The sequence below is a fragment of the Saccharopolyspora karakumensis genome, assembly GCF_004349225.1.
GTDB classification, from domain to species: Bacteria; Actinomycetota; Actinomycetes; order Mycobacteriales; family Pseudonocardiaceae; genus Saccharopolyspora; species Saccharopolyspora endophytica.
On sequence record NZ_SMLA01000011.1, the window covers coordinates 51074 to 64768 of the forward strand.

The 13695-nt window shown below is 68.7% G+C and carries 10 protein-coding genes and 1 pseudogene; all 11 read left to right on the plus strand.

The annotated features are described in order from the left end of the window. The first annotated feature begins 43 nt into the window (after nt 1–43). Nucleotides 44–954 (plus strand): annotated as a pseudogene (locus E1202_RS31745) (ADP-ribosylglycohydrolase family protein). Between the two features lie 17 nt (nt 955–971). Beyond that, nucleotides 972–4784: an ADP-ribosylglycohydrolase family protein gene (locus tag E1202_RS10395; protein WP_207918549.1), complete on the plus strand. Its 3813-nt coding sequence runs from the start codon at nt 972–974 to the stop codon at nt 4782–4784. Beyond that, nucleotides 4781–6217, plus strand: a complete 1437-nt coding sequence (locus E1202_RS10400) for a TNT domain-containing protein (RefSeq protein ID WP_132682560.1) — start codon at nt 4781–4783, stop codon at nt 6215–6217. The genes E1202_RS10395 and E1202_RS10400 overlap by 4 nt, the downstream gene beginning before the upstream one ends. A gap of 506 nt (nt 6218–6723) precedes the next feature. After that, nucleotides 6724–7098 (plus strand): 30S ribosomal protein S12, encoded by a 375-nt coding sequence (rpsL, locus tag E1202_RS10405; RefSeq protein ID WP_009948619.1) that lies wholly within the window; start codon nt 6724–6726, stop codon nt 7096–7098. Next, nucleotides 7098–7568, plus strand: coding sequence for a 30S ribosomal protein S7 (rpsG, locus tag E1202_RS10410; protein ID WP_132673935.1), 471 nt, complete (start codon nt 7098–7100; stop codon nt 7566–7568). Before rpsL ends, rpsG begins: the two co-directional genes overlap by 1 nt. 96 nt (nt 7569–7664) lie before the next feature. Continuing rightward, the gene (fusA, locus tag E1202_RS10415) at nt 7665–9767 is read left to right on the plus strand and encodes an elongation factor G (RefSeq protein ID WP_132682562.1); all 2103 of its coding nucleotides are present in this window, start codon (nt 7665–7667) and stop codon (nt 9765–9767) included. A gap of 200 nt (nt 9768–9967) precedes the next feature. Further along, complete coding sequence (tuf, locus tag E1202_RS10420; protein WP_132682564.1) at nt 9968–11161, plus strand: elongation factor Tu; 1194 nt, start codon at nt 9968–9970, stop codon at nt 11159–11161. Nucleotides 11162–11706: 545 nt separating this feature from the next. Further along, nucleotides 11707–12012, plus strand: a complete 306-nt coding sequence (gene rpsJ / locus E1202_RS10425; protein WP_009948626.1) for a 30S ribosomal protein S10 — start codon at nt 11707–11709, stop codon at nt 12010–12012. Nucleotides 12013–12047: 35 nt separating this feature from the next. Next, nucleotides 12048–12698, plus strand: a complete 651-nt coding sequence (gene rplC / locus E1202_RS10430) for a 50S ribosomal protein L3 (RefSeq protein WP_132682566.1) — start codon at nt 12048–12050, stop codon at nt 12696–12698. After that, nucleotides 12698–13381, plus strand: coding sequence for a 50S ribosomal protein L4 (rplD, locus tag E1202_RS10435; protein ID WP_132624358.1), 684 nt, complete (start codon nt 12698–12700; stop codon nt 13379–13381). The genes rplC and rplD overlap by 1 nt, the downstream gene beginning before the upstream one ends. Then, nucleotides 13378–13677 carry a 50S ribosomal protein L23 gene (gene rplW / locus E1202_RS10440; protein WP_132682567.1) on the plus strand — a complete coding sequence of 100 codons (300 nt, stop codon included), beginning with the start codon at nt 13378–13380 and terminating at the stop codon, nt 13675–13677. Before rplD ends, rplW begins: the two co-directional genes overlap by 4 nt. Nucleotides 13678–13695: the final 18 nt, after the last annotated feature.

The window sequence follows — 13695 nt, forward strand, 5'->3', positions numbered from 1 at the left end:
CAGGTGGGATGGGGTTGCGCAGGTCTCGGATGACACGCAGATGATGCTGTTCACGCTCGAAGGGTTGATTCGGGCGCATGTGGCTCGGCGGATGAAGCCGACCGGCAACGATCCGGTTCCCGAGGTGCAGCACGCGTACCAGCGGTGGTTCCACGCGCAGGGGCCGGAGTGGCGCACTGCCGGTGGGCCTCACGCGCAGCACCTGCAGCGGCCTGACGGGTGGTTGATCACCAACTGGGAGCTGTTCGCGAGTCGGGCTCCGGGCAGCACGTGCATGTCGGCGTTGGCCAACTTCGCGCAGACCGGGGTTTCTGCTGCTCCGCGGCGTCGGATCAACGACTCCAAGGGGTGCGGTGGGGTCATGCGGGCTGCGCCGGTGGCGGTGTGGTCGAACGATCCTGCGGAGGTGTTCTACGCGGCCGTCGGGACCGCGGCGCTGACGCACAGCCATCCCAGCGGGTTCTTGTCCGCCGGGGTGTTGGCGGTGATCGTGCATCACTGATCCGGGAGGTTCCGCTGCGCGAGGCCGTGCGGTTGGCTCGGGAACTGCTGACGCGGTGGCGGGAGCACGAGGAGCAGCTGCGGGTTCTCGGCAAGGCGGTCGCGCTGGCCGAGCGGGGAGTCGTTTCGCCGGAGGAGATCGCTCAGGAGCTGGGTGGTGGCTGGGTCGGCGAGGTGGCTCTGGCGATCGGGCTCTACGCGGTGCTGGCCACCGACGACCTGCGCGCTGCACTGCTTCTTTCGGTGAACCACTCGGGGGACTCGGACTCCACCGGGATGGTGTGCGGCAACATTGGCGGGGCGCTCTACGGGGCCCGGGCCGTTCCAGCGGACTGGTTGGGGACCCTCGAACTGCGCGGACTGGTCGAAACCGTGGCCGAGGACGCGCTGGCGGAGTTCAGCCCGGGACCACCGGCGGACCCGGGGTGGGCGCAGCGCTACCCCGCCTGGTGAGCAACGAGGAGAAGGCGATGACCGACCCGCAACGACAGCTGAGCTGGGCCGATCGTTTCCGAGGTGCGCTGCTCGGCGGCGCCGTGGGCGATGCCCTCGGCGCCGGCGTCCGGCACACCTCGACCGCCGAGATACAGCAGTGGTTCGGTCCGCGCGGCGTCGTCGACTACCTCCCCGTCTACGGGAGGCGCGGTGCCGTCACCGATCTGACGCAGCTCACCGTGTTCACCCTCGAAGGCCTGCTGCGCGCCAAGGCCGAGGGCTGCACCGGCTTACCCACCGAGTTCGTCTTCGCGAACCACTTGCGCTGGCTGCACACCCAAGGCGTGCCGTGGGAGTACGCGATGTCGGCGTTCGCGGCGACCGAACCCGCGCCCACCAGCTGGCTGCTGGAACGCCGCGAGCTGTACTCCACCCGCAACCCGGCCGGCAACGCCCTCGGACTGCTCGGACGCATGGCGGCGCGGTCGCCGCTGGGACCCGACGGTCGCCTGCACCCGCCGGTCGACGTCGACGGTTCCGCCGACTACCCGGTGCTGGCGGCCCCGGCGATGGTGTGGTCCAACGTGCCCGAAGGCGTGTACGCCGCGGGCGCGGGCATCGCGAACCTCTACACCTCCGGCGCCAACTCCGTCGCCGCAGCCGGTGTGCACGCCGACGTGCTGGCGCAGCTCATCCGCGGCATCCCGCTGTGGGACGCCGTGACCAGCTCCGACCAGCGCAGGCTCAACGCCGCCTACCGGGTGGCCGGGGTGCCCGCCGACGTGCGGCGGACCGTGCACGCGGCCATGTTCACCGGTCAACGCGGCGGAACCCCCGGCCCGCTGGACATCGACATCGAGTTCGACGTCGTCGACAAGCCCGGTGAGCTCGGCATCGCGCTCGCCGCGGTCGGCAGCACCCGCACCTTCGCCGACGCCGTGCAGGTCGCGGTGAACAACTCCGCCGACAGCGCCGTCACCGGTGCGCTCGCCGGACAGCTCGCCGGTGCGCTGCACGGCCCCGCCGCGATTCCCGCGCAGTGGCTGGACGAACTCGAACTCCGGCAGGTCATCGAGACCCTGTGCGGCGATGCGACCGAGGCGTTCGCGCCGCCGCCACCGCCGCAGTGGGCGCAGCGCTACACGCGCGGAACACAGCAGACCGGACCCCGCCAGATCCCCGCCGGTCCGGCGAAGACCGTCGAGGGCTCCGCCGAGCAGACCATGGTGATGCCGGCGATCACGGCCGACACCCCGCCGCCCGCCGCCCAGCCCGCCTCGCCGCAGCCGCCGGTCGCTCAGCGGCCCGTCGCGCCGCAGCACCCGATCGCGCCCGAACCGATCGTCGAGCCAGAACCGCCTGCGCGGGAGGAGGTTCCGCGGTTCGAGGCGCGGAGCACCGGCCAGATCGGCGCTCCGACGTTCCCGGCTTCCGCGCCCGCGCCTGAACCCGAGCGGGAGACCGAGACCACCGCGGTCTTCGCGGCCATCGGCTCCCAGCCCGTGCAGGAACCCGATCGGACCCCCGTCGACCTCGAACCGCGTCCCCGCGCGCCCATCGACCTCGACCCGGGCGAAGCCGACGAGCCCGAACCGGAGATCGCCGAACCCGCGCCGATCCCCGAAACGCCCTTGGTCGACCTCGAACCCGAGCCGAAACCCGAGTCGGAGACCGAAACGACGCAGGTCGTCGAGGTCGTGTCGGACTCCGGTGAGCCCGCAGGCTCCACCGTGGTGGACGTGAGCGGCATCGGTTCGCCCTTCGACCTGATCGCCGTCCCCACGCGCGACGACAACGAGCCCGAACCCGACGCCCGCTTCACCCGCGACTCCGATCCCGAACTCCGCTTCGCCGACCCCGAGCCGGAACCGTCGCCGATCGACATGAGGCCGGACCCCGACGTCAGCCCCGACGTGGTCCCGGCTCTCGCGAAGCTCTCGTCGATCCAGCCGGAACCCGAACAGGCCGACGCGGAAGTCGAAGTCGTCGCGGAGGCGGCGGACGAAGTCACCGCGGAGCCGGAGGACGCCGAAGCCGAGGCCAGCGAGCCGGAGGTCACCGAGGCCGAGGTCGAGCCGGAGGGCATCTGGGGCGAGTTCGCCGAGTCCGAGACCACCGAGGCCGAAGACTCCGAGGTCGACGACACCGCGTCGGAGGACGAGGCCGAGGTCGCCGAGGAAGTTGAGAACGAGGCGACGGAAGAACGGCAGGAAGTCGAACAGCGCGAAAATGAGCTGGGCGAACCCGAACAGGAACCCGAGCGGGACGAACCCGAGCGGGACGAGACCGAGCCGGACGAAGCCGAGCGGGACGAGTTCGCCTCCACCGACGAGCCGGAGCAAGTCGAGTCGGCACCCCTCGTCGAGGAGCGAGAGGAGGACGTCGCTCGCACCCCCGTCGACGAACCAGAGGCGGACCTCGCTCCCACCACTGAGGACACCGCCGCAGACGCGGAGGACGACGCCGCGGCCGATCCCGAAGACACCGCGTCCGACGCCGGTGAGGACGTCCCCGCCGAGCCGGAACCGCAGGTGGTCGATGCCCTCCCGATCTCGGTCGGCCGACGCGTTCACGGCAAGAGCGAGGGGCCGGGCGACGCCGCGCCGTCGCTGACCGAGCGGGTCCTCGGCTGCTTCCTCGGAGGCGCTCTCGGCGACGCGCTGGGAGCGGACCTGGAGTTCATCACCGCCGCGCAGATCACCGAGCGCTTCGGCGCGACCGGTCCCAGCGGCCTGCGCGAGGCGTACGGCGTGCACGGGGCGATCACCGATGACACGCAGATGACGCTGTTCACCGCGGAGGGCCTGATCCGGGGCAGCGTCGCCGCGCGCACCCTCGGCGCCGCGGATCCGCTGCCCGAGGTGCAGCTGGCCTACCAGCGCTGGCTGCACACCCAGGGCGTCGAGTGGGACGCGGCGGCCGGCGAGTTCTTCGCCGACCACCCGGTGCCGGACGGCTGGCTGGTCGAGGTCGCGGGCCTGTTCCACACCCGAGCCCCGGGCAAGACCATCTTCCGGGCGCTGACGGCGTTCGGCGACGGGCACCGGGCCGGTTCGCTGACCGAGAAGGTCAACGACTCCAAGGGCTGCGGTGGCCCGATGCGGGCGGCACCGGTCGCGCTGACCTCGACCGATCCTGCCGAGGTGTTCGAGCTCGCGGCGCGCACCGCCACGCTCACCCACGGCCACCCGGCCGGTTACCACTCCGCGGGCGCGCTGGCGGTGATCGTGCAGCAGGCGCTGCTGGGCCGCAGCCTCGACGACGGCGTGTGGCTGGCCCTGCAGGTGCTGGAGACCTGGGACGACCACGAGGAGACCACCGCCGCGATCAAGGCAGCCGTGGACCTGGCCGCCGAGGGCGTGCCGACGCCGGAGCGCATCGCCGAGGTCCTCGGAGGTGGCTGGGTCGGCGAGCAGGCCGTGGCGATCGCGGTGTGCGCGGCGCTGGTGGCCGGTGAGGACGTGGAGCTGGCGCTGAAGATCGCCGTGCACCACGACGGCGACAGCGACTCCACCGGCGCGATCTGCGGCAACATCGTCGGCGCGCTGCAGGGCGTGGGCGCGCTGCCGCTGGACTGGCTGGCCGAGCTGGAGCTGCGCGACGTCATCGAGCAGATGGCGCTGGACTGCGTCGCCGAGTTCGGCCGCGGCGGCTTCCAGCCCGGCCGCGCCGCCATCGACCCGCCGTCCGACCAGGACTGGAACGAGCGCTACCCGGTGCGGCCGCAGTGGTCGGCCGAACCGGCGACCGTCGGTGCCGACGCCGGGGGTTTCCCGTCGCCGAAGCCGGCACCTCGCCGCCGCCTCGACGGCGTGGCGAGCACCGAAACCGTTGAGGGGGACAGTTGATCAACGTCAGGCAGGGTGACCCGTTCCCGGTGCACCCGCCGTTCCCGGCGCCGGCCGCGTTCGGCGCGTTCCCGGACCGCACCGCGCAGCTGGCGGAACTGCTGCAGGCGCTGCGAGCGGCGGTGGGGGCCGCCGAGGTCCGCTGCACCGCGCTGGGGACCCGCTTCGAGACCGAAGCGAGCGATGGGGTCTTCGAGCTGCTGCGCCGGATCCGCGACGTCGGCTACCGCCCGGACACCGGCGCCTGGACCTCCGCGGTGTTCTCCGGAGGTGAGCTGCACACCTCCCACGCCGAGCCGCAGTGGCAGAACCCGCCCGAGGACGGCCGCGCTCACCTCGACGAACTGCGGTTCTACCCGCGCCGCAACCCCGAGCAGTGGCTGCTGGCCCCGGCCTGGGACCACTTCGTCGACGCCGTCACCTACCCGGACGGGGCGACCGGCCCGCTGCGGATGCTGCCGGTGTTCGACGGCCGCGACGCGCAGGGCAGGCCGCAGGTGTTCCGCCCGGCGGTGCCGTGGATCGAGAAGCGCGAGGTGTTCAGCTACCTCAACGGCGGCGAGATCGTGCTCTCCGCGATGTCCACCGATGCCGACGAGCTCGACCCGGCGCGCGGCTCCGAGGTGCCCAAGCAGTTCCACACCGACGGCGTGTGGGTGTGGCCGCAGGCGATGGCCTACTACCTCGAAGAGCACGACATCGCCCCGCCGCCGGAGTTCCTCGATCACATCCGCCGCGCCCGCTACCAGGCGCCGACGACGGTCGCCGACGTCAAGTCGGCCGAGGCCAAGTCGCTGATCCTGGCCACCGACCCGGCTTCGATGCTGGCCCACCGGCCGGAGGACGCGTTCGTGGCGGTCGGCGCGCACCTGGCGGCGCAGGGTGTGAGCAGCCGGTTCTACAGCTTCGACGAGCCGGTCGGCGGTGGCTGGAGCATGCGGCCCGAGCCGGACGGCTGGTGGGCGGTGGAGGCCCACGACGATCGGCCGAATCCCAAGCACCGCTTCCCGGACCCGTGGACTGCGGGGTTCTTCCTGATCGGCGCGATGACCGTCGAGCGCGACCGCTACCTCCGGGAGCCGGACGAGGCGCTGCTGGACTTCGAGTGCCCGTGGCCGGAGATGGCCGACGAGCCGCCGCTGTCGTCCTACGACCAGAAGTTCGTGGTCCAGCTGCAGCCCGGTGACGAGCTCGACCGCTTCGGCGAACCGGTCGGCAACACCGCGTTCGTCGCGGGCACCACGATCCCGCAGCGCAGCATGCCGCCGGGCCGCCGGCCGGGGCAGTACCGCCGTTACCGGGTGGTGAAGGCGTTCGACGCCATCACCGGCGTGGCCAAGCCGGAGCACGGTCAGGTCGGCGGCGGGACCGCCTACGTCCTGCCCAACTCCCTGAAAGTCCTGACCGAAGAGGGCTGGCTGACCGAAGCCTGAGCCGCCGACCGAGAACGGGGTGTCCGCGCGGACACCCCGTTCTCGGTCGGCGGGAGGGGCTTGTCACACGGGGTAGAATCCTGTGAGAAGTCGATGAGAGCTCGCACCTCATCTGTGGCGCGGAGCCCGCGCCGGGTGATCGAGCAGGTCAAGGGGACCCCCGTTTTGACCCTCTGAGAACGGGGCGGGTATCTTTGTTTATCGGACCCGACGCCAATCGGGTCGATCCGCATGCCCGTGCATGACGTGGCCGCCCGAGTGGAGGGCCGCGGCAGCGCCGAGGATGTGTGGAACTCTTCCGAAAACCCTCTGGGGTCTACCTCGGTTTCGACCGGAACGGGCGCTGTGAGGGCCGAGGAGCGGGCGACACGCCCGACCTCGTGTGCGGGGGAGTCCCGAAACACAGTGCCTGACAGGTGCTCGACGCCCAGGGCACGCCGAAGCTCGAACGAGCGGCTGCTTGGTCGAGTACCTAAAAGACGCGAACGCTGACAGAAAGCCGGTCCATGCCCACCATCCAGCAGCTGGTCCGTAAGGGCCGCCAGGACAAGGTCGCCAAGACCAAGACCGCGGCGCTCAAGGGGAGCCCGCAGCGGCGTGGCGTGTGCACCCGCGTGTACACGACCACCCCGAAGAAGCCCAACTCGGCCCTGCGCAAGGTCGCTCGTGTCAAGCTGACCAGCGGCATCGAGGTCACGGCCTACATCCCGGGTGAGGGCCACAACCTGCAGGAGCACTCGATCGTGCTCGTTCGTGGCGGCCGTGTGAAGGACCTGCCCGGCGTGCGCTACAAGATCATCCGTGGTTCCGCTGACACCCAGGGTGTGAAGAACCGCAAGCAGGCTCGCAGCCGCTACGGCGCGAAGAAGGAGAAGAGCTGATGCCCCGCAAGGGTCCGGCCCCGAAGCGGCCGCTGCACGCTGATCCCGTGTACGGCTCGCCGCTGGTCACGCAGCTGGTGAACAAGATCCTCGTGGACGGCAAGCGTTCGCTGGCTGAGAAGATCGTGTACGCAGCCCTGGAAGGCTGCCGGGAGAAGACCGGCACCGACCCGGTCGTCACGCTCAAGCGTGCCCTGGACAACGTCAAGCCGACCCTGGAGGTCCGCAGCCGCCGCGTCGGTGGCGCGACCTACCAGGTGCCGATCGAGGTGCGGGCCGGCCGGTCCACCACCCTCGCGCTGCGCTGGCTGACCACCTACTCGCGGCAGCGTCGCGAGAAGACCATGGTCGAGCGCCTCATGAACGAGCTGCTGGACGCGAGCAACGGCCTCGGCGCGAGCGTCAAGAAGCGCGAAGACACTCACAAGATGGCGGAGTCCAACAAGGCCTTCGCGCACTACCGCTGGTGACATCTGGTGGGTCTTGCCCGCCAGCCGAACCGATTCGACAGCTTTGCACCTGTCACCGCGACTTGCACCTGCTGTTAGGGAACGGGGAAGAATCTCGTGGCACGCGACGTGCTGACTGACCTGACCAAGGTCCGCAACATCGGCATCATGGCCCACATCGATGCGGGCAAGACCACCACCACCGAGCGGGTCCTGTACTACACCGGGATCACGCACAAGCTCGGCGAGACGCACGACGGTGCGTCTCAGATGGACTGGATGGAGGAGGAGCAGAAGCGGGGTATCACCATTACCTCGGCTGCTACCACCACGTTCTGGGGCGACACCCAGATCAACATCATCGACACCCCCGGCCACGTCGACTTCACCGTCGAGGTCGAGCGCTCGCTGCGCGTCCTCGACGGCGCGGTCGCGGTGTTCGACGGCAAGGAAGGTGTCGAGCCCCAGTCCGAGCAGGTCTGGCGCCAGGCGGACAAGTACGACGTCCCGCGCATCTGCTTCGTCAACAAGATGGACAAGCTGGGCGCGGACTTCTACTACACCGTGAGCACCATCGAGGACCGGCTGCACGCCAAGCCGCTGGTTCTGCAGCTCCCGATCGGTGTGGAGTCCGAGTTCGAGGGCGTCGTCGACCTGGTTCAGATGAAGGCTCTGACCTGGCGTGGTGAGGTGTCCAAGGGCACCGACTACGAGGTCGAGGACATCCCGGCGGATCTGGCCGACAAGGCCGCCGAGTACCGGGAGAAGCTCGTCGAAGCCGTCGCCGAGACCGATGAAGCCCTCATGGAGGCCTACTTCAGCGGCGAGGAGCTGACCCAGGAGCAGATCAAGAACGGCATCCGCAAGATCACCGTCGAGCGCAGCGCGTTCCCGGTCATCTGCGGCACCGCGTTCAAGAACAAGGGCGTTCAGCCCATGCTCGACGCGGTCGTCGACTACCTGCCCTCGCCGCTGGACGTCCCCGCCGTGCAGGGCACCCTGCCCGACGGTGAGACCCCGGCGGAGCGCAAGCCGAGCACCCAGGAGCCGTTCGCCGCGCTGGTCTCCAAGATCGCGGTGCACCCCTTCTTCGGCAAGCTGACCTACATCCGGGTCTACTCCGGCAAGGTCGCCTCCGGTGCCCAGGTCATCAACTCGACCAAGGGCCGCAAGGAGCGCATCGGGAAGATGTTCCAGATGCACTCCAACAAGGAGAACCCGGTCGAGGAGATCCAGGCGGGCCACATCTACGCGGTGATCGGCCTCAAGGAGACCACCACCGGTGACACCCTGTGCGACTCCGCGAACCCCATCGTCCTCGAGTCGATGACCTTCCCGGCGCCGGTCATCGAGGTGGCCATCGAGCCCAAGACGAAGGCTGACCAGGAGAAGCTCTCCACGGCGATCCAGAAGCTCGCCGAGGAGGACCCGACGTTCCAGGTCAAGCTGGACGACGAGACCGGTCAGACGATCATCAAGGGCATGGGTGAGCTGCACCTCGAGGTGCTGGTCAACCGCATGAAGTCCGACTTCAAGGTCGAGGCGAACATCGGTAAGCCGCAGGTGGCCTACCGCGAGACGATTCGCAAGTCGATCGAGAAGTACGAGTACACGCACAAGAAGCAGACCGGTGGTTCCGGCCAGTTCGCGCGCGTGATCATCAAGCTCGACCCGATCGAGCAGACGTCCGACAGCGCGACCTACGAGTTCGACAACAAGGTCACCGGCGGTCGGATCCCCCGGGAGTACATCCCGTCGGTTGACCAGGGTGCGCAGGACGCCATGCAGTACGGCGTGCTGGCCGGCTACCCGCTGGTCGGCGTGAAGGTGACCTTGCTCGACGGCCAGTACCACGAGGTCGACTCGTCGGAAATGGCCTTCAAGGTCGCCGGTTCGATGGCGCTCAAGGAGGCGGCTGCCAAGGCTTCTCCGGCGCTGCTCGAACCGATGATGGCGGTCGAGGTGACCACGCCCGAGGACTACATGGGCGATGTCATCGGAGACCTGAACTCCCGCCGTGGCCACATCCAGGCCATGGAGGAGCGCAGCGGTACCCGCGTCGTCAAGGCTCTCGTGCCGCTGTCCGAGATGTTCGGGTACGTCGGCGACCTGCGGTCCAAGACCCAGGGTCGTGCCAACTACTCGATGGTGTTCGACTCCTACGCCGAGGTTCCGGCCGGTGTGGCTAAGGAGATCATCGCCAAGGCAACGGGCGAGTGACCCGCTGGTCGGCCTCGGGTGACCGGGGCCGGCCAAGAGGCGACGCCTCGCGAAGGCGACCGGGGAGCAATCCCCTCCAGACGGCGGCGAGCGGCCCGCGACCACTTCGGAAGCGATCCGCTCGTCACCTACCCGACAGGACTCCGCCTGGCACAACAAGTCGTACGGCGGAAAGTTAACAAGTCCAGGAGGACAATCCAGTGGCGAAGGCGAAGTTCGAGAGGGACAAGCCGCACGTCAACATCGGGACCATCGGTCACGTTGACCACGGCAAGACCACGCTCACCGCAGCCATCACCAAGGTTCTGCACGACAAGTACCCGGAGCTGAACCCCTTCACGCCGTTCGACGAGATCGACAAGGCGCCGGAGGAAAAAGAGCGCGGTATCACGATTCAGATCGCGCACGTGGAGTACCAGACGGAGAAGCGTCACTACGCTCACGTCGACGCTCCGGGTCACGCTGACTACGTGAAGAACATGATCACCGGTGCCGCCCAGATGGACGGCGCGATCCTGGTGGTCGCCGCGACCGACGGCCCGATGCCGCAGACCCGCGAGCACGTGCTGCTGGCTCGCCAGGTCGGCGTGCCCTACATCCTGGTCGCGCTGAACAAGTCCGACATGGTCGACGACGAGGAGATCCTCGAGCTCGTCGAGATGGAGGTCCGCGAGCTGCTGTCGTCCCAGGAGTTCCCGGGCGACGACGTGCCGGTCGTTCGCGTCTCCGCGCTGAAGGCGCTGGAGGGCGACGAGGAGTGGGCCAACAAGATCGTCGAGCTGATGACCGCCGTCGACGAGAACGTTCCGGACCCGGTGCGTGACACCGACAAGGCGTTCCTGATGCCGGTCGAGGACGTCTTCTCGATCACCGGCCGCGGCACCGTCATCACCGGCCGCATCGAGCGCGGCATCATCAAGGTGAACGAGGAGGTGGAACTGGTCGGCATCAAGGAGAAGCCGCTCAAGACCACCGTCACCGGTGTCGAGATGTTCCGCAAGCTCCTCGACGAGGGCCAGGCGGGCGACAACGTCGGTCTGCTGATTCGCGGCATCAAGCGCGAAGAGGTCGAGCGCGGCATGGTCGTCGTGAAGCCGGGCACCACCACCCCGCACACCGAGTTCGAGGCGCAGGTCTACATCCTGTCCAAGGACGAGGGTGGCCGTCACACGCCGTTCTTCAACAACTACCGTCCGCAGTTCTACTTCCGGACGACGGACGTCACCGGCGTTGTGACCCTGCCCGAGGGCACCGAGATGGTCATGCCGGGCGACAACACCGAGATGTCGGTCCAGCTGATCCAGCCCATCGCGATGGACGAGGGTCTGCGCTTCGCGATCCGCGAGGGTGGCCGCACCGTCGGCGCCGGTCGCGTCACCAAGATCACCAAGTGACGTGACGAGGGCCCGCTTCCCTCGCGGGAGGCGGGTCCTCTCTTGTTTTGCGGTGACCTCGGTCCCGTAAAACGACCCCCGATTTTGGGTGGTGCAGAGGATGTGCCATCCTGTATGGGTTGCTCGTTCAGGGCGGCCGGAATTTCAGGCTCGAGGATCGACGCGATCGGTCCTGGCAGTCGCGACGAAGCTCCGGCCGCCCTGGTGCGAGGGCCTCGCGCCCTTGTTCGGTGTTCGGCTCCGTTCTCTTTCGGAATCCGATCCCCCGGCCGCTTTCGGTCGGCCGAGCAGGGCACAAGAAGGTGTACGGGCTTTCGGGCCCACCCCGTCGGCGACGTTCGAGGGGACCGGTATGCGACAGCTGGGCGACACGCCCGACCGCGTGTACCGGGCACCTACACACTTGAACAGGGGCGGACTGAGAGCTGTGACGGCTCCCGGTATCGGGGACGACACCACGCTGAGGGCCGTGAGGGGCACCGATGGGTGCGCCCTGCACCCATGTACCTGACCGCGGCACGAGACTAGAGGAACGGCAAGCCACCATGGCGGGACAGAAGATCCGCATCCGGCTCAAGGCCTACGACCACGAGGCGATCGACGCGTCCGCACGCAAGATCGTCGAGACCGTGACGCGCACCGGCGCTCGGGTCGTGGGGCCAGTGCCGCTGCCCACTGAGAAGAACGTCTACTGCGTCATCCGCTCCCCGCACAAGTACAAGGACTCGCGGGAGCACTTCGAGATGCGTACGCACAAGCGGCTCATCGACATCCTCGAACCGACGCCGAAGACGGTCGACGCGTTGATGCGCATCGACCTGCCGGCCAGCGTCGACGTGAACATCCAGTAAGGCACGGCGACGAGGTAGCGGAGAGAACGAGACCAATGTCTGACAGGCAGATCAAGGGGATTCTGGGCACGAAGCTCGGCATGACCCAGGTCTTCGACGAGAAGAACCGGGTCATCCCGGTGACCGTCGTGCAGGCCGGGCCGAACGTGATCACCCAGATCCGGACCCCCGAGAAGGACGGCTACTCGGCCGTGCAGCTGGCGTTCGGCGCCATCGACCCCCGCCGGGTGAACAAGCCGCGTGGCGGCCACTTCACCAAGGCCGGTGTCACCCCGCGCCGCCACGTCGTGGAGCTGCGCACCGCGGATGCCGGTGAGTACGAGCTCGGCCAGGAGATCAGCGCGGACCTCTTCGAGGCCGGCGCCGTGGTCGACGTGGTCGGCACCAGCAAGGGCAAGGGCTTCGCGGGCACCATCAAGCGGCACGGTTTCCACCGTCAGCCGATGAGCCACGGTGCTCAGGCCGTGCACCGCAAGCCGGGTTCCATCGGCGGCTGCGCGACCCCCGGTCGCGTCTTCAAGGGCATGCGCATGGCGGGGCGGATGGGTACCAACCGCGTCACCACGCAGAACCTGAAGGTGCACAAGGTCGAGGGCGACAACGGCCTGCTGCTGATCAAGGGCGCCGTGCCCGGTCCCAAGGGCGGCCTGGTGCTGGTTAAGAGCCCCGCGAAGGGTGGTGCGTGATGAGCTTGACGCTCGACGTCCGTACCCCGGACGGCAAGACCGACGGCACCGTCGAGCTGCCGGCCGAGATTTTCGACGCGCAGGCCAACGTGGCGCTGATGCACCAGGTCGTCGTGGCCCAGCTGGCCGCGGCTCGCCAGGGCACGCACGCCACGAAGACCCGCGGTCAGGTCTCCGGCGGCGGCAAGAAGCCGTACCGGCAGAAGGGCACCGGTAACGCCCGTCAGGGCTCCATCCGCGCCCCTCAGTTCGCCGGCGGTGGCACCGTCCACGGCCCGCAGCCGCGGGACTACACCCAGCGGACCCCGAAGAAGATGGTGAAGGCCGCCCTGCGCGGTGCCCTCTCCGACCGGGTTCGCGCCGGCCAGCTGCACGTGGTCACCGGCGTTGTCGGCGGCGAGCAGCCGTCCACGAAGTCGGCCAAGACCGCGCTGCGGAACTGGACCGAAGCCAAGAAGGTTCTGGTCGTGCTCGACCGCCACGAGGAGCAGAACTCGTGGCTGAGCCTGCGGAACCTGCAGAACGTGCACCTGATCGACCCGGGTCAGCTGAACACCTACGACGTGCTCAACAGCGACGACGTTGTGTTCACCAAGGCCGCCTACGACCGTTTCGTCGCAGGTCCGGCCAAGGGCCGGTCGGTCAAGGCCGCCGCTTCTTCCGCTGAGGAGGCAGAGCAGTGAGCGCCGACCCCCGGGACATCATCCTGAAGCCGGTGATCTCCGAGAAGAGCTACGGACTGCTGGAGCAGTCGCAGTACACCTTCTTGGTGGACCCGCGCTCGAACAAGACCGAAATCAAGATCGCCATCGAGCAGATCTTCGACGTCAAGGTCGCCAGCGTCAACACGATCAACCGCGACGGCAAGCGCAAGCGCACCCGCACCGGGTTCGGCAAGCGCAAGGACACCAAGCGGGCCATCGTCACCCTGACGCCGGAGAGCAAGGCGATCGAGATCTTCGGCGGTCCGGCCGCCTGACGGTGCTGATTAGGACGA